Below are 22,281 nucleotides of genomic sequence, written 5' to 3'. Positions count from 1 at the left end.
ACATCTCTCCAGAACAAGTCAATGATGCCCTAAACAGGTTTTCATTTGGTAACGAATAATCTGTAGAGTTTTAAGATTAAAAGCAAAAAACACAGCGTTGAATTAGTAAATATTTTTTTTCATTCAAATGGCTAAAGGTAGAGCTATAAGTGGAATGTGTTAAAAAATGTAGAAGTTTTTCACCTTAATTTTTGAAACCTTACAAATAAAAATACGCAAACGCTCGGATTAAGTCACTGCCTTCAAATACTTGGTCTTCCATCTTGCCCTCCCCCCAAAACTCTCTATATTTGTGTTTGTTCAATCCAATAATTTGACAATACCATCGCGAAGGCATCGTTTGTAGGCTTGTGGCTCGGATGTTGTGCCTTCTGCGAAATCGTAATTAAAATAGAGTAAACAATCAATATTTTTAATTGTTTGGAAAACATAAAGCTTGCAATTCGTTTACTCTACTTTAAAACTATTTGACACACAGAACTTATTCAGTTTTTTATGGAAGATGCATTGTTGTGGGAAAAGTTCAAACAGGGTGATAAAACCGCCCTCTCACAAATTTATAATCAACACGTAAGACTTTTGTATAAGTACGGAAGGAAGTTTACCGTAAACGATGCATTGGTCGAAGACTGTATCCAGGACTTGTTTCTTGAGATTTGGAAAAACCGACAAAACCTGGGTAAAACAGACTCTATCAAGCTTTACTTGCTCAGTTCTTTGCGCCGAAAAATCATCAGGAAATCTACTTCTGAAAATAAAAAATATGATAAAAATACAGATGTAGAAAACTATAATTTTGAGGTGGAGTTTACCCCCGAAGATATGATCATTAGTGATGAAACTAATGAGTTGAACAACAAAAAATTACAAGGACAACTGCAAAAATTATCGAAAAGGCAAAAAGAGGCCATTTACCTGAAATACTATCAAGGACTGGAGTACAACGAAATTTCGAACATCATGGACATTAACTACCAATCGGCTCGAAACCTCGTTTACAGTGCACTCAAAGCATTAAAGAAGAATTTTTTGGCGTGGGCATTACTAGTAAGTAGTGGTTTGTTGTAATGTACTCGAAAAAAAGCTTTACGTAAGGAGTACAAGTTATGTTACGCTTGCTTATAAGAGTAGAACTGATGAACTATTATTTTAAAAAAGGATAATCTAACTTATTATTGAGGAGTAATGGATAAGTATCACGACTTTAACGTAGAGGATTTTGCAGAAGATCCGCAATTCTACGCCTGGGTGACAAATCCTGACCCCAAAAGCAACGATTTTTGGAACCAATGGATTGAAAAACACCCCGATAAGTACGCCGTTATTACGGAGGCTAGAGCTTTACTTGGCGCCCTCGACATTGTAGAAGAGGACGTACCAACAGAGAGAATACATTCGCTCTGGAACAAAATTGACGCTGGCATAGAGGCTTTAGACAAATACAAGCAGTATACTACTGCCGAAGATTTTGCCGATGACCCCTCGTTTTTTGCTTGGGTAACCGAGCCCAATGAAGAAGCAGACCAACACTGGAAGGCATGGCTGGAGCAAAACCCAACAAAACACGCTTTGGTAAAAAAAGCTAAATCGTTGATTGGCATGTTGCAGCTCACTGAAGAGGAGATTCCGCAAAGCAAAATCGACGACTTGTGGAACCGCATCGACAGCCGCATTGACAACCTTTGGAACAATATTGAAAGCGGTATGGAAGCCATTGACCAATATGCTGATTTTACGGCTGAAGACTTTGCCAATGATCCCTCGTTTTTTGCCTGGGTAAACGAACCCGACACAAAGGCAGACCAACACTGGAACACCTGGATGCGACAACATCCCGAAAAAACAGGGTTGATTGAAGAGGCTAAACGATTAATTGGGTTGATTCAGGTAAAGGAAGAGGAGATTCCGCAGAGCAAAATCGATGATTTGTGGAACCGCATCGACAGTCGCATTGGCAGCCTTTGGAACAACATTGAAAGCGGCATGGAGGCCATTGACCAATATGCTGATTTTACGGCTGAAGACTTTGCCAATGATCCCTCGTTTTTTGCCTGGGTAAACGAACCCGACGAGGAAACCAACCAACATTGGAACGCTTGGCTAGAGCAACACCCCGAAAAAACAGGGTTGATTGAAGAGGCTAAACGATTAATTGGGTTGATTCAGGTAAAGGAAGAGGAGATTCCGCAGAGCAAAATCGATGGTTTGTGGAACCGCATCGACAGTCGCATTGGCAACCTTTGGAACAATATTGAAAGCGGTATAGAGGCTATTGACCAATACGCTAACTTTACGGCTGAAGACTTCGCCAATGATCCCTCGTTTTTTGTGTGGGTAACCGAACCTGACGAGAAAACAACCCAACACTGGAACACCTGGCTGGAACAAAACCCTGACAAAGAAGAGGTAATTGACCAAGCCAAGGCAATGGTAAAGGGTACCGAAACAATAGAAGTATCGCAAACCCGCATAGATCATCTCTGGCAACAGATCAACCAGGATATTCACCAAACTGATAATAGCACTACTACTGCTACTACCCGCAGCATTTCTATGCGCAAGGTATACGCCGCAGCCGCCAGTGTAATTATTTTACTGGGCACATTTTTTATCTTTCGCAGTATGACAAGTAGTACTACGCCTACAGTAGCGAGTACTCAGTTGGGAGAGCAAAAAAGTATTGCTTTGCCTGATGGTTCAATGGCCACACTCAACGCCGACTCACGCATTAGCTACCAAACGGATGATTGGGATCAAAATAGAAATGTGGAACTAAACGGAGAAGCTTTTTTTCAGGTAAAAAAAGGGAGCGAATTTCAAGTAAACACTGCAGTAGGTAAGATAGAAGTGCTAGGGACTAGCTTTAATGTGTATACCCGACAAAAAGATTTTAAGGTAGAATGTATGACTGGAAAAGTAAAACTTACTACTACTACCGGAAACGCTTCTTTGGTGTTGGCTCCAGGAATGGGCTCAAAACTGGAGGGGGAAAAACTAAAGCCTTATCAGTTTGACACAACCAACGCCTCTAACTGGCGTACAGGCGACTTTCAATACCAGGAAACGCCTCTTAAGCAAGTATTTGACGAACTAGCCCGCCAATTCAACGTAAAAATAGAATACAAAACAGATGTTAAAAACAGGTTATATACTGGTTTTTTCTCTAATAAGGATTTAGCTTCGGCTTTAAAATTTATTTGCGACCCCATGAGTTTAAAGTACACGATCAAAAATGACAGTACTAAAACAGTCGTGATTCAATGAAACAAATGCAGAGGAAGTACTACTTATTACCATTACTAGCTTGGCTTTGGGTCGGTTTATTGCCGGTTCAAAGCCAAGTTGTTATTATTAGCGAGCGTTTCGACAATGTAACGTTGAAACAAGCGCTTGCCACCATTAGTAAAAAATACCAGGTAAAGATTGCCTATGACTCGCGTCTGGTGAAAGGCATCAAGGTAAACCAACGCATTGACAAAAGAAACCTGCAGGAAACGCTCGCCCAACTCTTACAACAGCACCCCATTCGCTTTAGCATAGTAGGAGGCAATAAAGTAGTGCTCTTTAAAAAAGTCCTTGATCAGCACTCCAATCCTCCTGAAACAATCAACATTACCGGAAAGGTAAAAGATGCCACTACAGGCGAACTTCTCCCTTTTGCCAATATAAGGGTGTTGGGTACCCGGCGAGGTACAGTAACCAACGTAGACGGTATTTTTGCCTTGGCCAATATGCCCATAACTCCTGCTACTATCGAGGTATCGTATATAGGCTATGAAACCAAAAATTACGCACTTAAGGCAGGGCAAACCAAATATACAATCAAGCTCACCCCCATTATAAGCCAACTCAAAGAGGTAGTGGTAGAATACCAGGCAAAAATGGTTCAACCCTCTACCAATGTAGGGCAACTATCTATCAACCCTGCCAAATTCTCTTCATTGCCTAACTTAGGCGAAAACGATATTTTCAGAACTTTGCAATGGCTACCAGGCATTAATGCCACCAACGAAACTACTGCTGGACTAAGTGTACGAGGCAGCACTCCTGATCAAAACCTGATTTATTTTGATGGTTTTTCAGTATACCACACAGATCACTTTCTAGGCATTTTTAGTGCATTTAACGCCCATGCTATTAAAGACATTCAAGTATACAAAGGGGGGTTTCCGGCCAAGTTTGGAGGACGGGTTTCGAGCGTCATAGATATTACCGGCAAAGCGGGAGATCAATACAAAACCAAAGTAGGGGTAGGAATGAATATGGTAAGTTCTAACCTGTTTGTAGAGGTACCGCTCAAACACAATGCTTCGCTGTTGATTGCCGGGCGACGGTCGTACCGCGATATTTTTGCCAGTCCGGTGTCCGACTCACTGGCAAACTATGCATCGAGTCAGCCCCGCATCCGTTTTTTGTTTGACCCCAAAGAAGACCGTGAAGAGGCACCCAAAACCAATGTTAACTTTTATGACTTGAACGTAAAGTATACCATTCGCCCCACTAAAAAAGATATTCTAGCCCTGAGTGTCTACAACGGCAAAGATGATGTATATATATCGAGTGAGTTTGAAGGCAAAGCAAAGTTGCCCCCCCCCAAAAAAAAGCCCAAACCAGGTGGTGGAGGACCAGGAAACCCACCACCTGGAGGAGGAGATAAAGATTTTGAAAAAAGAGAGGTAGATGTAGACATGCTGGTAAATGACCGACTGGAGTGGGGCAACACAGGCGTTGGCTTCAGATGGGGCAGACTATGGAGTCAAAAGTTTTATAGCAATGTTAAACTGGGTTACTCCAGATATTATGGCATTTATGCAGGAGAGTCAATACAGGATCAGGACGAAGGCGATGGGGTGATACTAAGAGAAGAAGGCAGCAGTCAACAAAATAATGATTTAGATGACATTACTTTTCGCTGGGACAACGACTGGACCATTGATCATAACCATACTTTGTCGTTTGGGCTCATGTCTACCTACAACAACATCCGGTACAAGCAACTGGTAGACAATGAGTATACGTTTGAAAGCCGACATACTACAGGCACCCAGTACACCTTGTATGTACAAGATGCTTTTCGTCCCATAAAAAGGTTACAAGTCAATGCAGGACTACGTTTTACTTATTATAACCTGAACCAAACCCCTTATGTTGCTCCGAGGTTATCGTTTCAGTATGACGCTACAAAAAAACTAAAGTTCAAGGGTGCCGCAGGCAAATACTACCAATTTATCAGCCAAATTATTACCAGTGATTTACGCGAAAGCGGTTTTGACTTTTGGACGTTGCCCGATGGCGAAAATATACCCATTCTGGAGTCTAATCACTTGATTGCGGGATTTACCCTGCAAACCAATTTGTTTACCATTGATGTAGAGGGGTATTATAAAACATTGAATGGCTTGGTGTTTTATGACTTTGATGCAAGGCAGGTACGCAGGGGAGAAGTCATTGGCAACGATGAAAGGTATAACCCAGGTCATGGCATAAGCCAGGGAGTAGATATACTGCTGCAAAAGAAAAAAGGCAAATATACCGGATGGCTAAGTTATTCGTTCAATGACCTTACTTACCAGTTCAGAGCCATTGATAAAAATCAGCCTTTTACCCCTTCAGCGTCTACGCCTCACGAGTTCAAATCGGTGAATATGCTCTCACTGGGCAGGTTCGACTTTTCGGCTACTTTTGTGTATGGCACTGGCAGAGGGTATCGCTTGCCCAAGGGCTTTGCCCGTCGCATACAAGACGGTGAATTGTTGTTAGAAGATAAGAATGTAAGACAAACTGACTTGCACGCACTTGCCAGAGGCAAAACACTGCGTCTGCCAGACTATAGCCGTTTAGACGTAGCAGCTACGTTTAACTTTAGGTTTGGCCGCAGGGGTAAAGGGCAAATCAGTGCTTCGGTATTTAACCTTTATGGACAAAAAAATATCCGAAGTGTTACTTTTGAAGAACTGGAAATTGACCCCCAAGGCAAAGGTGGTAAAAAAGTAAGTGAACTGGTTCGCTTTGATGTCACTCAATTGGGATTTACTCCTAATTTAGCTCTTAATATTATTTTTTAGTCTATCACGCCAACAGGGTATGACTTTGGTGCTGCTTATGCGATGAATCATTGCCTATTTTGTACCAGTCTTTTTATTTTTCTCTTGTATATAATGGCTAATATCAATGCCATTGCTCTCCATCAGACCAATACCAAAATTGCGTAAAGTCTCTACTATAGGAATAGCAGTACGTCCCAGCTCGGTAATACTGTACTCGGTTTTGGGTGGCACCACTGCATACACCTTCCGGTGAATAAACCCATCTTTTTCAAGCTCTCGTAGTTGACTGGTGAGCATTTTGTCTGAAATATGGGGAATAGATTTTTTGAGCTCGCTATAGCGGTACAACTTGCCTTTGAGCCTCCACAATATGGGCATTTTCCAAGTACCTCCTACCCTATCCATGGCAAATTCCACTGGATTGTAGTATACCTTTCCATCATAAACAAAATCTGGCATAATTTATAACTATTTGATTATCAATATACTTTCAAAAAGGTTAGTATCGCACTAAAAAGTCAGTATCGCAACAAACTTAGGCATATCGGGTAATATTGCAAAGAAACAAGCAATAAACCCAAACAAACATTTAGATACAATGCATACTACACAAGAAATCAAAGAAGTAAAAAACTATGTACACCCACATGGCGCCCCTCACAAGGGTAAAATACTCATGGTAGCCAGCAGTCCGGCGGTGTCTAAACAAACAGGTTGGCCAATTGGCTTTTGGGCTGCCGAACTTACCCATCCTTTGCAAGTGTTTCAAGAGGCAGGCTATGAGATTACCATTGCTTCTACTGCAGGGGGTAAGATAGTGATGGATGGGTATTCTGATCCTACCGATGAAAGCGGTTATTCAGCGCACGATGTAGTATCACTGGGCTATATGCAACAAGGCTGGTTCAACGACTTACTTGACCATACACTCAAGCTCAATGATGTAAACGCTCAAGAATATGACGCCCTGTTTTTAGTAGGCGGACAAGCACCTATGTATACCTTTAAAGACAATGACACCCTTGCTCGATTATTCACTACTTTTTACGAAAGTGGCAAGCCCAGTGCCGCAGTTTGCCACGCCACTACGTTGTTGCTGGACGCCAAAAAGTCTGATGGGCAATTGTTGGTAAAGGATAAAACCTGGACTGGTTTTGCCGATGCCGAAGAGGATTTTGCAGATCAGGCGGTAGGCATGAAGATTCAGCCTTACCGCATAGAAACCGCTGCCCGTCAGTTGGCTGATACTACCTTTAAAGTAGCCGCCCCCTTTTCGGCGTATGCCATTGCAGATGGCAACCTTATCACTGGGCAACAGCAAAACTCAGGGGCTGCTGCGGCACGCTTGGTGGTAGAGCAATTGACCCAATAAATCCATAGCCCCGACAGGGCTTAGCCATGAGCCTTTAGCTTGCACCCTGTCTGCGTTGAACTCATCACAGCAAACTGCTGTAGATTCGGTTCACAGGTAACTACACTTTCATATCACTTTTATTTTCAGCAATTTATAAAAAGCGTAGTTAGAAGCATTGTCAATTGAATAAGTAACGCGCCATTTTAGCCAAAGATTCAATTGACAATGTACTTGATACTGAATTTAAAATGGCACTACTACATCTTGTATATCAACACTTTAAAGCTTTCTTGCGCCTTTTGTTTACTGTTAAAAATTTACAATGACTTGATTTATGATTGTCAAAAAAAACTTTCACCCCCTAAAAGTTCTCACCTATACCTGGCCACCCATGCTGTTTAGTACTGGGCTTGCCTTGCTTGTTTTTGGATTGCACACAGGCGCAGGGTTTACCCAAATAGCATTGCCCTTTATGATAGTGGGTGTATTGGGCACAGCGCTTGCCATTTTTTTGGGCTTTCGCAATAGCTCTTCTTATCAACGCTGGTGGGAAGCTCGCCAGCTTTGGGGGGGCATTGTCAACTCTAGCCGAATTTTTTCGCGTTTGGTTTGCACATTTGCCGACAGCCACCAACATCAGGCTAACTATCAGAAAAAACGTAGCGAGGCTTTTAAAAAGTCGTTGGTTTACAAACAAATTGCCTGGGTGCATGCATTGCGTTTTCATTTGCGTGAGCAACCCCTGGGACAAGAGCTAAAGCCTTTGGTAAGTGAAGCCGAATTTACCAGGTTGGCGCAAGCTCAAAACAAGCCCAACTATTTGCAAAAAATGATGGGGCAACAAATCTACACAGCCATGGCAGACGGCACCTTAGGTGGCTTTGATAGCTTTCAGATGGAGGGGCAACTGGCTGCCCTGGCCAACTATCAAGGGTCTTGCGAACGCATCAAAAATACGCCTATGCCCCGGCAATACCACTATTTTACCAGGGTTTTTCTTTATGTATTTATTTTGTTTTTTCCTCTCGGTCTGGTTGGAGCACTTGCCAAAATGGGGATTGCCTGGGTGGTGGTTCCGGTAACGGTGGTGGTGGCGTTTGTGTTTTCGGCTATAGAGCGCACTGGGGCGGTCAATGAAGATCCATTCGAGAACCGTATTCAAGATGTGCCATTGACTACACTTTGCAATACCATAGAACGCGACCTGAGAGAAACACTGGAAGAAACCCAATTGCCCCCAAAGCTGGTACCAGTAGATGGTTTTTTATTTTGAGCATAAGCACTTAATTTTATGAAGAATCTCTTTTTCTTATGGCTACTATTGCCCCAAATATCGGTGGCTCAGCTCAACAAAAGCGATAGTTTGGGCTTAAGAACAAAGCTAACGCTTACTGGATTTTGGCAAGAAGGCAACGCAGAAGTGTTGGTGTTTAGGGGCAAAGCCAATGTAAGCATAGGCACCGGGCAATGGGTGTTCAAAACTCAAAACGCTTATCTCTACCAGGAGTTTTTCAGGCAAAAAGCAGACGAAGATATTTTTAGTCGAAACTTTGTCTACTTTTCTCCCAAACACCGCATTTATCCTTTTATGCTGGGCTTTGTCGCCACCAATTTTCGCCGCCAGATCAACTTGCGTTATTTTGTGGGTGCAGGGCTCACCTGGCAAATCATTCGCCGAAAGGCACAAACACTGAAACTGGCACTGTCGGGCGAGTATGAGCAAAGCAATTTTGCTCAGGATAAGTTTAACCAACCCATTTTTAACGGAAAGTCAACCATTACTACCTGGCGCGCTACAGTTTGGCTATTGGGCAAGTTTAAGCTCAGCAAACACCTCTCGTGGCATTATGAGAGTTACGTTCAACCTTCTCTGATACACGCAGGTAATATGCGTTGGCAACTAGAAACTGGTCTGGAAACACCCCTATGGCGTTTTGTAAGCCTACGGGTAAATTATTTGTATATGTACGAAAAGCTGGTAGTGGTCAATGAGCGTCCGCAAGACAGCTTTTTAACTTTTGGTGTAAACATTCAACTTTTTTGAACAATGAATATAGCAATTATAGGTACAGGTAACGTAGGGGGAGCTTTGGCTACGCAATGGTCTAAAGCAGCCCATACTATTTTTTTAGGAGTAAAAGAGGTGGCTGGTTTTAAGGGTAAGCACTTGTTGCAAAACCCTCGCACCAGCGTGCATACAGTGGCAGATGCTGCCCAACAAGCTGAGGTAATACTAGTGGCCACCCCTCCACAAATAGCCCCTCAGCTGGCGGCACAAATGGGCAATGTAGCGGGCAAGGTAATCATCGATGCTACCAATACTGTCAACGCCTCTCCCGAAGGTTATCCCACGGCTTTTCATGCTTTTGCCGCGTTGACCAAGGCGGAGGTAATTAAATGTTTTAATACGACCGGATTTGAGAATATGCAACGCCCTGATTATGGCCATGTAGTACTGGATATGATGATGGCAGGCAATAGTGAACAGGCCAAAGCCATCACGAGCAGGCTTGCTCAGGAGGCAGGCTTTGCCCATTGTTATGACTTTGGCAAAGCAGACAAGGTAGTATTACTGGAGCAATTTGCTTTGTCTTGGATCAACCTGGCTATTTTTCAAGGAATGGGACGCGATATTGGGTTTAAACTGGTAAAACGACAAACCTAAGTACACTGGAACTTAAATATCTTATGCTTCTTTCGGCTTCCCCGAATCAAGTTCGGCTTACAGCTCCGAGCTTGTTCTCAGAGAACTGTGAGCTTTTGCCCGCTGATTTCTCTTAAAAAGTATCGCGTAGCTCTTTGGTTCTGATATGCATCGGAATTGTAAACTAACTCTGCTCAACTTTTGAAGATCATCAACAAACAAAATCAACTCGAATTAAACAACAACTTACTTAAGTTACAGTGTACTAAGTTACAAATACCTGTCATATACTGTCCACTGGCTTGCTGTAGTGTTGTTGCGCCAGGGTACTGTTATCGGCTGACCAGCTCCCTCAAAATGAACCAACAAATGACAGTGCCCTATATGCTCGCCCAAAAATAAGGCGAGATACTCAAAATCATACACTTGGTGGTGGGCATCAACACTTTTGCCATCAATCACCACGTAACTATGGCATTCGGTACAGCCTATCTCCAGGGCAGCATCGGAGTCAAACCAAACCGTGTCAAGGGTAGAGTCATAAATACAACCTTCGCCCCAATGATTTCTCTCTTGGGTTGTCCGTGCTAAATAAGCCTCTACACAGTCTTGATTACACAGCCACAAGCACTGGTTGCGTTGCAGGTAATGATATGACAAGGGCTTTTCTTTCAAGGCCTTGCCACAGTAAGCACATAAACTGTCGTGATCATTGGTTGCTATTGAATCCCAAAAACTTCTCGATACAATGTCTTCTTGCCAATCATCAACATCCTTGCTCCAGGGGGTATCTCCCCCGTTATCTGTCATCAAATACAGATGGCAACCTTTTTTTTGGGCGATGGCGTGTAAACTAAAAAACCGCCTGATGGTGGCATCGCTTACCTGAAACCCATGCCACTTGAAGGGTTTCATAGAACCCATCCAGATAAATTTTTTGCAGACTTGGCAGCCTATGTCCCATTCTACTCCCATATACGATACGCTTAGGAATTGTTCAAAAATAAATTTACACTCTAAGGGGTGATTTTTCGCCTTGATACTTCGTTATTTTTATTGCCCGTAGCGCTGCTATGGGCGCAAAAAATAGCCTCGTCTCAAAACAAAACCTCTACCTCAAGAATGGTAATTTAATTTCTCACCATTCCTTAGTGATGTGTTTGACAGCAAATTTGAAAATTATATGGGCAAATTTTACCCAAGGTGAAAGCAATGTATAGTACCATCTCTACGTGCTCTGAAGTCGCTTTATTACCCTGCCCTCAGCACTGATAATCACCAGGTAATACCAACCTTTGGGGCGCGTATCAAGACGCAGGGTATGCAACGAAAACCCATATGCCGACTTCACTGTTTTTTGGTACACCGTTCTTTGCAAAGCATCTTGCACTTGTACAATTAACGGTTGGCTTTGGATTGCTTTTATCACGACCGAAAAAATGCGGGTGGGGCTTGGATTAGGAAAAACCTCTACCTGTATAGTGGGTGCAACTTTCTCAGGTTTGGTTTGAGCTTGTTGGGCTTGCGCCAATGTTGTAACCAAACAAGTAGTGAATACGATTACTTTGATTTTGAACAGAGCTTGATACATGATCATTTATTTTTTAGTGAGGGTTGTTCGCCTACTAACGCTTGTCATCCCTAATTCTTGTAATAACAGTCTTATACTCGCTGGCGACCAGGTATTTGATCAATCGCGTCGTCCTAAAAACCAATCACAAAGACTAAAGAGAGAGTGTTTAGAAAGTAACCCGTGCTGGCGAAAATCGAACAATTGAGCTTCTCTCATTTAAATATCCAGCAACTTACCACACTTCACACCATAAAACTTACCTTGTCAACCATTCCTTAGCAACCAAAAAACTAGCCACTCATTGCCTGAAGCTTATTGCTTTTACCTACATTTGCCCAAATTTTTGGTGAGCATTATGTGCTCTTTGTGCCTTGTAAACTCGACTATTACAGCTGCTTACGGTCAATTAGTGGGTATTCACTCCCCTACAATAAGCATTGTATACAAAACCAAGCTTACCAGGCACTCCACAGGGAATCGGGTGTAAGTCCTGAACAGTCCCCGCTGCTGTAACCCAACACAAAATAAGCAAGCCCAGGTGCCACTGCCATTGTAGGTGGGAAGGCAGCTTGCTTTTGGGAAGTCAGAAAACCTGCCAAAATAATGGTTTCATTCATTTGCTTTCGGGTGAAAGGTAAAACATGTTCAGTTTATGAAGTATATATTAACGCAAGCTTTGTATGGCTTGTGCCTTGTATGGTTTTTAGGTAGTTGCCAGTCAAACAACCGCCACCAACACAACCAAAGTAGTGATTCGGCAAAAGTCAATGCCTCTCAGCCACTATTTGATAAAGTCTCTCTCAAATACGCCCAAAACTTTAAAGTAGATTATTATGATGGCTACAAGGTAGTCACGGTTACCAAAGCATTTACCGACCAAACCGACAACCTACAGTATGTCTTGGTACCCCACCAACAACCCGCACCCAAGGGTTTTAAGCCCCACCAGATAGTCCGTGTTCCAGTGCGTTCTATGGTTACTTTGTCAACCACCCATGTAGCACTTGCCGATGCCTTAGGGCTTACTGATTTTATTACGGGCAACGCCAACAACGCCTGGATAAGCCTGCCCTCGATGCAAAAAAGAATCAAAGCAGGTAAAGTTGTAGAGTTGGGCGGTTCACGTAATTTTAATCAAGAGTTACTTGTTTCATTGCAACCCGACATAGTGCTTATGAGCAGTACCCACACCGCTGGCTATCAAAAAAAACAAGCCGTGATGGGCAAAAGTACCCGTTTGATTGTAAATTCGGGTTGGATGGAACAACACCCTTTAGCCCGTGCCGAATGGCTTAAGTTTTTGGCAGTGTTTTATAACAAAGAAAAACTAGCCGCAGAAAAGTTTGATGCTATAGAAGCCCAATACCTCCAGGTAAAAAAACTAGCTGCCCAGGCACAAAAAAAACCAAGCGTATTTTGTGGATTGCCTTTTAAGGGTACCTGGTATACTGCCAAAGGGGGTAGCTACATGGCACAGTTTCTCAGAGACGCCCAATCTGCTTACTTTTGGAACAATACCTCAGGAAGTGGTAGTCATCCATTCGACTTTGAAACTGTATTTGCCAAAGCCCACAATGGCGACTTTTGGCTCAATGTAAGCGCTGCCAAAAGCCTGAAAGAAATTCACAATAAAGACGCCAGGTTTACCAAGTTTGCCGCATTTAACCAAAAGCGTATCTACAACAACAACAAACGGATCAATGCCGGAGGGGGCAACGATTATTGGGTCACGGGGTTTGTCAATCCACACCTGGTGCTCAGAGATTTGGTCAAAATATTTCACCCTGAACTATTGCCGGAACACGAGTTGGTATATTACCAACAACTGAAGTAGTTTTTTGGCTAAAAGTGCTGACAGGGTTTTAGAAACCAGTGCATTGGGGATTAAATAAGTTGCCTATTAGTTTGGATGAATTTTGTTTTCTAACTTTTTTACGAGGAAGTCAGGGGGCAAGTCCGCCTGCTCCGAACTTGATTCGGGGTCGCCGAAGAATGTATAAAGAATTTAGCACCCGGCGTGCTAGGTGCCAGGTACACCCATTTGGTGCTACCCCCTGTTTAGCTGCGTTGGCTTCACAAGTTAGGTCATGCTACGCTGCTATTTTTGTTGGGGCTGATCTTTTTGACTCAGTCGTCAGCCTGCCAGATATTAAAAAAAGAAGAAAATGAGTACCAAAACACCTGAACACCACTTGTGGACAAAAAAAACTACTCTGCGGCAAACGGGCTTGCTAGTGGGGCTGGCAACCGCATTGATATTGGTTTTTATTATTGACCTTACCTTGGGTTCGGTAGCAATACCTTTAAAGCAAATCATACAAATTATTGCCGGACAAGACAGTGGCAACTTTGCCTGGAACAATATCATTCATCAAATAAGGGTACCCCAGGCAATCAGCGCCATGCTTGCTGGAGCCGCTTTGTCGTTGGGTGGTTTACAAATGCAAACCTTGTTTCGTAACCCATTGGCTGGCCCTTCTATTCTGGGCATCACAGCGGGCTCAAGCCTGGGAGTGGCAATCGTAATGCTTGCCAGTGGGTCGGTCATCGGAGTCACCAGCATTGTAAGTACAGGTCTGCTCAGTAGTTGGCTCATTGTTATAGCTGCAGTTACAGGCTCGGCTATGGTATTGGCTTTGGTACTACTGATTTCTTTGCGCATCCGCGATAATGTGGTAGTATTAATTGTGGGCATGATGGTAGGCAATATTACTATAGCTTTAGTAAGTGTTTGGCAATACTTTAGCGAACCTGAACAAATTCAAGATTACCTCATGTGGACATTTGGTAGCCTGGGCGGGGTCACTCACCACCACCTTACGGTGCTATCTACCGCGGTGGGGGCAGGTATTTTGCTTTCGATTCTCATCACCAAAACCTTGAATACTTTGCTGTTGGGCGAAAACTACGCCCAAAGTTTGGGCTTGAGCGTACGCAGGGCTCGTATACTAGTCATAGCCATCACTAGCTTGTTGGCAGGCAGTGTTACCGCCTTCTGTGGGCCCATTGGATTTGTGGGTATAGCAGTACCCCACCTTACCCGATCATTACTCAATAGTTCCGACCACCGCTTATTGGTGCCTGCGGTTTGCATGTTGGGCGCTGTACTTATGCTTATTTGCGACATTATAGCCAAAGTACCTGGTAGTCATGTAACGTTGCCCATCAACGCAGTCACCGCATTGGTAGGAGCACCAGTCGTTATTTTTGTAATTGTAAAACGCAGAAACTTAAGGGCATCTTTCTGATTCATTTCAATCAATTGTTGAGTAGTCAAATAGGCAATAAGTCCCTCAGGGAGAATAATTAGCCATCAAGCTTACACATACCAACCTATTTTACGTTTAAAATACAATGAAAATACACACTTATATTTTACTCCTCTTATTACTGAGCTTGAGCAAGTTTGCTGGGGCACAAGTACCACCTCCACCCCCTAAGCCCATTCCCGAACCTGAGATTTTTGTAGTAGTAGAAGAAAAAGCCCAACCCATTGGGGGGTACGAAACATTTTATCGCTATATAGCTCGAAGCCTAAAGTATCGTTACCCTTCGTTGGCTTATCGTAACCGGGTACAAGGAGTAGTAGTGATAGAGTTTGTGGTGCACCGCAACGGGAGATTAAGCAACATGAAAATACTCAAAAGCGTAGGCTCAGGTTGCGACGAAGTAGCCCTGCAAGTGCTCAAACGTGCCCCCAAATGGTCTCCTGCCAAACAAAGGGGCAGACCCGTTCAAAGTAAATGTTGCATTCCTATCAAGTTTGAGATATTATAAACAAACAGCGCCTTGTAAGGTATTGTCTCACAACAGTAAAGGCTTTTGGTCAATAACTACTCAAAAATATTCTATGAAAAAACGACATTACTTTTTAGTTGCTTTCTTATGGTTGGGCTTGAGCAAATTTGCCCTAGCCCAGGTAACACCGCCTCCTCCACCCCCTCCTAAGCCAGTACCGCCTATTGTAGTGACATTTACAGAAACCAAGGCACAACCCGTAGGTGGTTTTAATAATTTTTATCGATTCATCCATCAAAACCTGCGCTACCCTGACCTAGCCTATAACCAGGGAATAGAAGGAAGGGTTTACGTAAAATTTGTGGTAGAAAAAGATGGCAGTCTGAGCCAATTTGAGGTTGTCAAAGGATTGAGCTCAGGCTGTAACGAAGAAGCTGTTCGGGTGCTTAGAACTAGCCCCAGATGGACACCAGGCACACAAGCTGGTAGAAAAATAAGAAGTAAGTTTGTTATTCCGGTCAGGTTTGACATCAGGCGGTAGGCATAAAAAAACCTTCTGTTTGTTTTGGGTCAAACAGAAGGTTTTATTTTTACAATACAATCTAAGCAAGCCTACATTCTCTCTGGCACTTCAATGCCCAACAAGCCCAATGCTTTTTTAATCAACTCTCCGGTTTTGGTAGAGAGGGCAATTCTAAACTTGCGACGCTCTATACTTGCGGCAGACCCATCATCCATTTTAAGAATAGGGCATTCGGCAAAAAACTGGCTATAAGTTCTTGCCAGGTCATAAGCATATTGAGCCACAAACGAAGGGTTATACTCATAGCCTGCTTCTTCTACCACTGCTTCGTACTGTAGTAAAAGTTTAATGAGTTCTTTTTCCATCACGTGCAAATCGCTCACTGCCCAAGGCTCGTTGGTACTAATGCCCATTTCGGCAGCTTTTCGCAAAATAGAGCGGGTTCTTACATAGTTCATTTGCACAAATGGTCCGGCATCGCCCTGAAAGTCTACCGAAGATTCTTTGTCAAACAACATTCGTTTTTTAGGGTCTACACGTAGCAAAGTATACTTAAGTGCTCCCAAGGCAATGATTCGGTAAATCTCTATCTTTTCGGCATCGCTCATTCCATCCAGTTTGCCCAGGTCATCGGTACGTTTTCGGGCAGTTTCTTTTACCTCTTCCAACAAATCGTCAGCATCTATTACTGTACCTTCACGCGATTTCATTTTGCCTGTAGGCAAATCTACCATTCCATAAGACAAGTGATACAAGCCATCAGCATAAGGTCTATCCAGGTCTTTCAATATCTGAAACAACACCTTACAATGGTAATCTTGCTCGTTGCCAATCACATAAATTGATTTACTGATGGCGTGGTCTTCGTATTTCTTATCGGCAGTGCCCAGGTCTTGGGTCATATATACCGAGGTACCATTGCTTCGGAGCAAAATCTTGTCATTGTCCGACACTTCTTTGGGCAACTTAGCCCATACCGAACCATCAGGCTTGGTATAAAACAAGTCTTTGTCTAAACCATCTTTGATAATGTCTTTGCCCAACAAATAGGTTTCCGACTCATAATACATCTGGTCAAAGTCTACCCCAATAGCCTTGTAAGTAGCATCGAACCCCTCGTATACCCAACCATTCATTTTTTGCCACAAAGCCACCGTTTCGGGATCTTTGGCCTCCCACTTTTGCAACATCTCTACCACCTCATTCATCAATGGGGTTTTGTTGTTGGCTATCTGCTTGATGTTGCCATCTTCTTTGGCTATGCTATTGTATAACTTAATAATGCGACGAATCAGTTTAATTAACGGCTGTTGTTTTTTGGTAAACGACTGATTATCAATATATTTCTTAAAATCACTGCTATAAGTCAACGAAGCCTCCCAGTTGGTAAACAACTCTTGGAAGTCAGCGTCGAAACTTGCCAGTAGCTGTCCTTTGAGGGCAGGAAGCTTGGCTTGCTCGTTGCGTATTTCTTCGTTTATTTTAGCAATTTTGTTTTGGTAATTTCTAATATTCGTTACCTCTTCGTCGGTAAACAAAGAGAACTCATTCTTGGCAATTTTGGCAATGATGGGTGTTACCTGCTTTTTCATTTGCTTGTCAAACTCCACATAATATTTACCAATCAAATGGTCGCCTTTGATGCCTGAAGATTCGGGAGTTTCGCCCTCGCCAAACTTTTGGTAGGCCAACATCGACTTACAAATATGTACCCCACGGTCGTTTACCAAATTGGCTTTGACCACGTCATAACCCGCAGCCTCTAGTATTTGAGCTACCGAATACCCCAAAAAGTTGTTTCGCAAATGCCCCAAGTGCAATGGCTTGTTGGTATTGGGCGATGAATACTCTACCATTACCTTTTGGTTTTTGTGGGGTAGCTTGCCGTACTCATTATTTTGGGCAAGGTTACCAAAAGTATCGATCCAGACCTTATCGGCAATAGAAATATTCAAAAAACCCTTGTTGGCCACATTATAGCCGCTCACTACGTTGGTGTTTTGAGTTAGGTAATCGCCCAACATTTGCCCCAATTCGTCAGGTCTTTTACGCACTGCCTTCAGGAAGCTGAACATTACAAAAGTATGCGAACCTTCAAACTCTTTGCGGGTAGGTTGTAGCTCTACTTCGGTAACTTCTAAATTAAACAATTCCTTGAATGCCTGTTGTAGGGCATTTTGCAGTGTCGTTTCCATGCTCATTTTCTTAAATGTTAGTCCGCTGCGCACTCAGGCACAGGGCAATTGCTTCAGTTTTAAAATTCTGATTATAAATGTTTTATAAAACTCATTGCTGAATATCCACAGAATTGGTGGGGCTTCAAAATTTTGCGAACAAATTTATAGAATTATTATTTAAGTCTCAATTTAGAGCTTGTTTAAATTTTCGTGTTTAGTATGATTTTCGGTGAGCCTTGTACTCAGATACGTTAAAACTGTTTCTAAATCCTGGCAATGGCTTATAGTTTTAGGAAATGACGTCAAAAATGAAAAATGTAGGAACAATAAACTCACGCAGGTGAACACTTTTCAGCTTGAACATATATAGTCGCAAGGTATCTTTAATACTATGAGACAGCCTCTTTTCTTTGATTGATCATTCTATTTTTTATACAAAATTCAAATTAAAAACCAATAAATTCAATTTTGAACAAAGACACCTAATTTTTCAAAAAAAAAAACGGCATCCCCATCAGTACAAACCTTTACATTTGCGCCTTTTATTTAAATACTAATTAACACAACTAATGCAGATCTAAAAGTTTTCAGTTTATGCCATCACCAATTCAACAAAAAAATAAGCAAGAGGTAGACCAGTCGTCGCTACCTCAGCAAAACACGGTTCAAACTAAGTCTGAATCTACCATACAGGCAAAGCAAAAACCAGTACAAGCCAAACAAAAGGCGATACAAGCCAAACAAAAACCAGTACAAAGAAATGGCACTGGTAATAAAAAATCGACAGAAATCGCTCACACCATGGGGCAGCAGTATGGGGTAGACACCTCCAGCCTGGAGTTTAACCACAATTCTTCGTTCCCTGGCAAAGTAAATGCAGAGGCTACGATTCAGGGAAATAAAATAGATTTTGCCCCTGGCAAAGACTCCGAATCCAATATTAAGCACGAAGTGGGTCACCATATTGTAAACACCAAAAGGGGAACGCCACCAAAAGCAGACGCTTCTGTGAATGGCCAAGCAGTGAATACCACTGACGAGGTTGCTGCCGACAAAATAATGAACACTCCATTGCAGATGAAAAGCAATACAACAGCTCCTCCCGTATCGTCTACCACTTCGGGAGGGCCAATACAAGCAAATTTTGGAGAAAGTTTGATTCAGCTAAAAAACATAACAATAGTTCGAATGCTCATCAATAAATACGGAAAAAATGGGGTAAGAACCACTGAGGCATACGTTGAAAAGTTGCGAAACAGCAGCGACAAATTTTCCAGTGTCAAAGACATTGCTGACCGATTTCTAGACGACAAAGCCAATAATAGATTGGCTCCAGAAGACATGGAGGGTTTTGAAGAACAAAGCCAAGTAAAAGACCCCAATGACCTATATGGTATTGGTTATAAGCAATATAATAGTGGAAAGAATAAAAAGCGCTACAAAGATAGTAAAACACCGACCAAACTGTCCAGTATAAGCCACAATACAAAAAAATTAGATTGGGCACCACAAAAAGGTTTCAGAAAAGAAAAATCCATGGGAATAAAAGCCTATCGGGGAGATAATAGACCACCAGAAAAAATTAAATCATCTGGAGGGTTTACCCCTTGGTCTCCAATGTCGTCTAAAGACCGTCTAAAGTTTTTGAGTCAGATGTATGGCTTGTCTACCTCATTGACTTCTGAAGGGGTTCATCAAGCCTGGATCAATAAAAATATCTCACCCAAACCACCCAAAGGGGTGATGGTTTCCCTTGGATTAGATACCGATTCTGGTGGATTTTCTCAATCTGACTATTTCTACGAAATTCATCTCCCCCCCACCTTGCATCACGTCATACCCACCGAAGAAATGATGGGAGAACCTGTAAAATTTCAGGGACACGCCCCCAAAGATTCATTGCTGCTGATGGATACTGATGACCCTAAAACAGCGACCCACATCGCTTTATTACACCCCATGTTACACGAAATTACCTTTCTGACCAATGTTCCTTTTCACTGGATAAGAGAAGTAACCAAAGATGGATACGGCAAAAGCACTCCTGATAAACTCAACGAGGATCAGATGAACTTAAAAACATTAAAAAAGTATGGAAGGAAACCATTTGATGTTAATCAACTATCAGTAGATGTATTTGCTCATTTTTTTGACAAAATGCTGTTAAAAGGAAATGAAGCTGCTACTCGCTTGGCTGAACAACAAGGCTATGATGTTTATGCGGTTTACGATGTTCTCTGTAGCTACAATCAATATTTTAGAATCGTAGACGGACAAATGCTTTGGCACCTGAGAGGTGGCTGAGATGCAAAACCGAACTTCAAAACCTACCCTAAAAAGCGGCAAATGCCGCTTTTTTTTATGAATCAAACTTGCCCAATTTTGTGGCTATCATAATTAAAAGGAAAATCAAACAGCCGTGACCAGACCAACGAGCAGAGGCAACAGATTAGGTTATGTTGGCAGGATTGCCCATATTCGCATCCATTAAACACAGGTAAGCCAACAAAAATACCATTCCATGCAATACATTTTATTCGACCATTTTGGTGTTCGCAACAACCTCAAACCCTTTACCCTGGTTCGTCCGGTAGCTTGCATAAGGGTAGGAATACTTACTATAGCCCAAAAATGGGAAAAATACTTAGGTACTCAGGTAAGCTTTCAAACCGAAGCATACCTCGAAGCCAAGTTTGATGCCCCCCCTCTTGATACTCTCGACAAATATGTATTGATTGACGGCAGTATATGTCCCGACCTCTCGTTAACGGCTGCCATACAACAACTACAGCCCGGAGAAGCTTTAAGCAACAGCAGGGGCGAAATCTTGGCGTTGCATTACGACAAGTCAGTATTTGCTAAAGATTTAAGAGAAGCCTTTCAGCCAAAAAAACTGGTGGCTTACACCAACGAATTTACTCGCATAGAAAACCTTTGGGATATTTTTCAGCAAAACGCCGCCCAAATTCAGTCAGACTTTAGGCTTATTACCCAAGGGCGTACCTCTACCCCCATTGCCGACCCACACACTATAGTATACAACCCCCAAAACGTATTTGTAGAAGAAGGTGCCCAACTGAAAGCATGTGTGCTCAACGCCGAAAAGGGAGTTATTTATATAGGCAAAGGGGCTCAGGTGAGCGAAGGCAGTATTATTCAAAGCAACTTTGCCCTGGGCGACCACGCGGTAGTAAACCCAGGCGCCAAAATGCGGGGTGACACCACTATTGGCCCTTATTGCAAGGTAGGAGGAGAAATTAGCAATTCGGTGTTTTTTGGCTATAGCAATAAAGGACACGATGGCTTTTTGGGCAATTCGGTAGTAGGCGAATGGTGCAATTTTGGGGCTGACACCAATTGCTCGAACCTGAAAAACAACTACGGCAATATAAAGGTTTGGAACTATGGTGTGCATGATTATATAGACTCCAGGCAGCAGTTTTGCGGAGTAATGATGGGCGACCACTCCAAGGCAGGCATCAACACTATGTTTAATACGGGCACAGTGGTAGGCATCAACGCCAATGTATATGGGGCAGGTTTTCCGGCTAAATTTATTCCTTCGTTTGCCTGGGGTGGTGCCGATGCTGGTTTTGGTACTTATGATCTACAAAAAGCTTTTGAAACGGCCAACTTAATGATGCAGCGCCGGGGCAAAGCTTGCGACGAAGCCGAACAAGCCATATTAACTCATGTATTCAATCACCGACTAACTCCTTGATTTATTATGTTACTTGTGTATTACCTTGTATTTATAAATGTAGTGGCTGCTTTTGTTTTTAGCCAGGACAAAGGGCTTGCCAAACGCAAACAACGCCGGATAAGCGAAAAACGCTTGCATACTTTTGAACTTGCCGGAGGAGTATTTTCTGTGTTGGTGCTGATGTATACTTTGCGCCACAAAAACCAAAAGCTTGCGTATTATGGTTGGACCTACCTTATTTTGGCGCTTTGGATAGGTGTACTTTATTTGGTGTTGTTTTACTTTGGTCGTTAGGAAGCGGGGATTAATTACGAATTGTTCAATTACGAATTACGAATTGACGCAAAGCGACACTAAAAAACTATGGTCTACGGACTCCACACTCTGGACTAAATTACGAATGAGCGCAAGGCGACACTAAAAAACTATGGTCTACGGACTCCAAACTCTGGACTAAATTACGAATGAGCGCAAGGCGACACTAAAAAACTATGGTCTACGGACTCCAAACTCTGGACTAAA

Annotated in this window: 18 protein-coding genes and 1 riboswitch; of the genes, 14 read left to right on the top strand and 4 right to left on the bottom strand. The window is 42.7% G+C overall.

Translation table 11 applies throughout. From position 1 onward, the window contains the following. Positions 1 to 495 precede the first annotated feature (495 nt). The 3 genes from Q0954_RS25120 to Q0954_RS25110 all read left to right on the top strand — a co-directional run bounded on the left by Q0954_RS25120 (position 496) and on the right by Q0954_RS25110 (position 6,065). A complete protein-coding gene (locus Q0954_RS25120; RefSeq protein ID WP_299461677.1) occupies positions 496 to 1,068 on the top strand; it encodes an RNA polymerase sigma factor in 573 nt (190 codons plus the stop codon). Positions 1,069 to 1,185: 117 nt separating this feature from the next. Then, positions 1,186 to 3,264: a FecR family protein gene (locus tag Q0954_RS25115; protein ID WP_299461675.1), complete on the top strand. Its 2,079-nt coding sequence runs from the start codon at positions 1,186 to 1,188 to the stop codon at positions 3,262 to 3,264. Continuing rightward, positions 3,261 to 6,065 carry a TonB-dependent receptor gene (locus Q0954_RS25110; protein WP_299461673.1) on the top strand — a complete coding sequence of 935 codons (2,805 nt, stop codon included), beginning with the start codon at positions 3,261 to 3,263 and terminating at the stop codon, positions 6,063 to 6,065. The genes Q0954_RS25115 and Q0954_RS25110 overlap by 4 nt, the downstream gene beginning before the upstream one ends. Before the next feature lie 54 nt (positions 6,066 to 6,119). On the opposite strand, the gene Q0954_RS25105 is transcribed toward Q0954_RS25110, so the two are convergent. Continuing rightward, positions 6,120 to 6,506, bottom strand: coding sequence for a helix-turn-helix domain-containing protein (locus tag Q0954_RS25105; protein WP_299461670.1), 387 nt, complete (start codon positions 6,504 to 6,506; stop codon positions 6,120 to 6,122). 139 nt (positions 6,507 to 6,645) lie between these two features. On the opposite strand from Q0954_RS25105, the gene Q0954_RS25100 reads away from it, so the two are divergent. From Q0954_RS25100 to Q0954_RS25085, 4 genes are all read left to right on the top strand, one after another. Continuing rightward, entirely contained in the window at positions 6,646 to 7,419 is a 774-nt protein-coding gene (locus Q0954_RS25100) for a type 1 glutamine amidotransferase domain-containing protein (RefSeq protein WP_299461668.1), read from the top strand. Positions 7,420 to 7,735: 316 nt separating this feature from the next. Continuing rightward, positions 7,736 to 8,674 carry a bestrophin family protein gene (locus Q0954_RS25095; RefSeq protein WP_299461666.1) on the top strand — a complete coding sequence of 313 codons (939 nt, stop codon included), beginning with the start codon at positions 7,736 to 7,738 and terminating at the stop codon, positions 8,672 to 8,674. Between the two features lie 18 nt (positions 8,675 to 8,692). After that, positions 8,693 to 9,445 (top strand): DUF481 domain-containing protein, encoded by a 753-nt coding sequence (locus Q0954_RS25090; RefSeq protein WP_299461664.1) that lies wholly within the window; start codon positions 8,693 to 8,695, stop codon positions 9,443 to 9,445. Positions 9,446 to 9,448: 3 nt separating this feature from the next. After that, positions 9,449 to 10,066 carry an NAD(P)-binding domain-containing protein gene (locus Q0954_RS25085; RefSeq protein ID WP_299461662.1) on the top strand — a complete coding sequence of 206 codons (618 nt, stop codon included), beginning with the start codon at positions 9,449 to 9,451 and terminating at the stop codon, positions 10,064 to 10,066. Positions 10,067 to 10,315: 249 nt separating this feature from the next. Here the strand turns inward: Q0954_RS25085 and Q0954_RS25080 are convergent, their stop codons facing one another. Then, on the bottom strand, positions 10,316 to 11,020 hold the full coding sequence (locus tag Q0954_RS25080; protein ID WP_299461660.1) for a hypothetical protein: 705 nt from the start codon (positions 11,018 to 11,020) through the stop codon (positions 10,316 to 10,318). 253 nt (positions 11,021 to 11,273) lie between these two features. Next, complete coding sequence (locus tag Q0954_RS25075; protein WP_299461658.1) at positions 11,274 to 11,636, bottom strand: T9SS type A sorting domain-containing protein; 363 nt, start codon at positions 11,634 to 11,636, stop codon at positions 11,274 to 11,276. A 425-nt stretch (positions 11,637 to 12,061) separates the two neighbouring features. Further along, a riboswitch (cobalamin riboswitch) is annotated at positions 12,062 to 12,233 on the top strand. A gap of 37 nt (positions 12,234 to 12,270) precedes the next feature. Between Q0954_RS25075 and Q0954_RS25070 the strand changes: the two genes are divergently transcribed. From Q0954_RS25070 to Q0954_RS25055, 4 genes are all read left to right on the top strand, one after another. After that, entirely contained in the window at positions 12,271 to 13,452 is a 1,182-nt protein-coding gene (locus Q0954_RS25070; protein WP_299461656.1) for an ABC transporter substrate-binding protein, read from the top strand. Positions 13,453 to 13,783: 331 nt separating this feature from the next. Then, positions 13,784 to 14,866: an iron ABC transporter permease gene (locus tag Q0954_RS25065; RefSeq protein WP_299461654.1), complete on the top strand. Its 1,083-nt coding sequence runs from the start codon at positions 13,784 to 13,786 to the stop codon at positions 14,864 to 14,866. A 106-nt stretch (positions 14,867 to 14,972) separates the two neighbouring features. After that, on the top strand, positions 14,973 to 15,395 hold the full coding sequence (locus Q0954_RS25060; RefSeq protein ID WP_299461651.1) for an energy transducer TonB: 423 nt from the start codon (positions 14,973 to 14,975) through the stop codon (positions 15,393 to 15,395). A 73-nt stretch (positions 15,396 to 15,468) separates the two neighbouring features. Further along, on the top strand, positions 15,469 to 15,897 hold the full coding sequence (locus Q0954_RS25055; protein ID WP_299461649.1) for an energy transducer TonB: 429 nt from the start codon (positions 15,469 to 15,471) through the stop codon (positions 15,895 to 15,897). 71 nt (positions 15,898 to 15,968) lie between these two features. On the opposite strand, the gene Q0954_RS25050 is transcribed toward Q0954_RS25055, so the two are convergent. Then, complete coding sequence (locus Q0954_RS25050; protein ID WP_299461647.1) at positions 15,969 to 18,080, bottom strand: arginine--tRNA ligase; 2,112 nt, start codon at positions 18,078 to 18,080, stop codon at positions 15,969 to 15,971. A 570-nt stretch (positions 18,081 to 18,650) separates the two neighbouring features. On the opposite strand from Q0954_RS25050, the gene Q0954_RS25045 reads away from it, so the two are divergent. The 3 genes from Q0954_RS25045 to Q0954_RS25035 all read left to right on the top strand — a co-directional run bounded on the left by Q0954_RS25045 (position 18,651) and on the right by Q0954_RS25035 (position 22,053). Further along, complete coding sequence (locus Q0954_RS25045; RefSeq protein WP_299461645.1) at positions 18,651 to 20,360, top strand: hypothetical protein; 1,710 nt, start codon at positions 18,651 to 18,653, stop codon at positions 20,358 to 20,360. Positions 20,361 to 20,577: 217 nt separating this feature from the next. After that, positions 20,578 to 21,777, top strand: coding sequence for a GlmU family protein (locus tag Q0954_RS25040; protein WP_299461644.1), 1,200 nt, complete (start codon positions 20,578 to 20,580; stop codon positions 21,775 to 21,777). 6 nt (positions 21,778 to 21,783) lie between these two features. Further along, complete coding sequence (locus Q0954_RS25035; RefSeq protein ID WP_299461642.1) at positions 21,784 to 22,053, top strand: DUF1294 domain-containing protein; 270 nt, start codon at positions 21,784 to 21,786, stop codon at positions 22,051 to 22,053. Positions 22,054 to 22,281 lie beyond the last annotated feature (228 nt).

It is taken from the genome of uncultured Microscilla sp., from assembly GCF_947493425.1.
GTDB lineage: Bacteria > Bacteroidota > Bacteroidia > Cytophagales > Microscillaceae > Microscilla.
Note: the sequence above shows the minus strand (reverse complement) of the source record. Positions and strands in the feature narration are given on the sequence as shown.

What these genes read in the sequence shown, in the direction of transcription:
- Q0954_RS25065 (WP_299461654.1), top strand. Translation starts at nt 13,784, where the DNA reads ATGAGTACCAAAACACCTGAACACCACTTGTGGACAAAAAAAACTACT.
- Q0954_RS25060 (WP_299461651.1), top strand. Translation starts at nt 14,973, where the DNA reads ATGAAAATACACACTTATATTTTACTCCTCTTATTACTGAGCTTGAGC.
- Q0954_RS25095 (WP_299461666.1), top strand. Translation starts at nt 7,736, where the DNA reads ATGATTGTCAAAAAAAACTTTCACCCCCTAAAAGTTCTCACCTATACC.
- Q0954_RS25120 (WP_299461677.1), top strand. Translation starts at nt 496, where the DNA reads ATGGAAGATGCATTGTTGTGGGAAAAGTTCAAACAGGGTGATAAAACC.
- Q0954_RS25035 (WP_299461642.1), top strand. Translation starts at nt 21,784, where the DNA reads ATGTTACTTGTGTATTACCTTGTATTTATAAATGTAGTGGCTGCTTTT.
- Q0954_RS25115 (WP_299461675.1), top strand. Translation starts at nt 1,186, where the DNA reads ATGGATAAGTATCACGACTTTAACGTAGAGGATTTTGCAGAAGATCCG.
- Q0954_RS25045 (WP_299461645.1), top strand. Translation starts at nt 18,651, where the DNA reads ATGCCATCACCAATTCAACAAAAAAATAAGCAAGAGGTAGACCAGTCG.
- Q0954_RS25090 (WP_299461664.1), top strand. Translation starts at nt 8,693, where the DNA reads ATGAAGAATCTCTTTTTCTTATGGCTACTATTGCCCCAAATATCGGTG.
- Q0954_RS25080 (WP_299461660.1), bottom strand. Translation starts at nt 11,020, where the DNA reads ATGGGAGTAGAATGGGACATAGGCTGCCAAGTCTGCAAAAAATTTATC.
- Q0954_RS25105 (WP_299461670.1), bottom strand. Translation starts at nt 6,506, where the DNA reads ATGCCAGATTTTGTTTATGATGGAAAGGTATACTACAATCCAGTGGAA.
- Q0954_RS25110 (WP_299461673.1), top strand. Translation starts at nt 3,261, where the DNA reads ATGAAACAAATGCAGAGGAAGTACTACTTATTACCATTACTAGCTTGG.
- Q0954_RS25070 (WP_299461656.1), top strand. Translation starts at nt 12,271, where the DNA reads ATGAAGTATATATTAACGCAAGCTTTGTATGGCTTGTGCCTTGTATGG.
- Q0954_RS25055 (WP_299461649.1), top strand. Translation starts at nt 15,469, where the DNA reads ATGAAAAAACGACATTACTTTTTAGTTGCTTTCTTATGGTTGGGCTTG.
- Q0954_RS25085 (WP_299461662.1), top strand. Translation starts at nt 9,449, where the DNA reads ATGAATATAGCAATTATAGGTACAGGTAACGTAGGGGGAGCTTTGGCT.
- Q0954_RS25100 (WP_299461668.1), top strand. Translation starts at nt 6,646, where the DNA reads ATGCATACTACACAAGAAATCAAAGAAGTAAAAAACTATGTACACCCA.
- Q0954_RS25050 (WP_299461647.1), bottom strand. Translation starts at nt 18,080, where the DNA reads ATGAGCATGGAAACGACACTGCAAAATGCCCTACAACAGGCATTCAAG.
- Q0954_RS25075 (WP_299461658.1), bottom strand. Translation starts at nt 11,636, where the DNA reads ATGTATCAAGCTCTGTTCAAAATCAAAGTAATCGTATTCACTACTTGT.
- Q0954_RS25040 (WP_299461644.1), top strand. Translation starts at nt 20,578, where the DNA reads ATGCAATACATTTTATTCGACCATTTTGGTGTTCGCAACAACCTCAAA.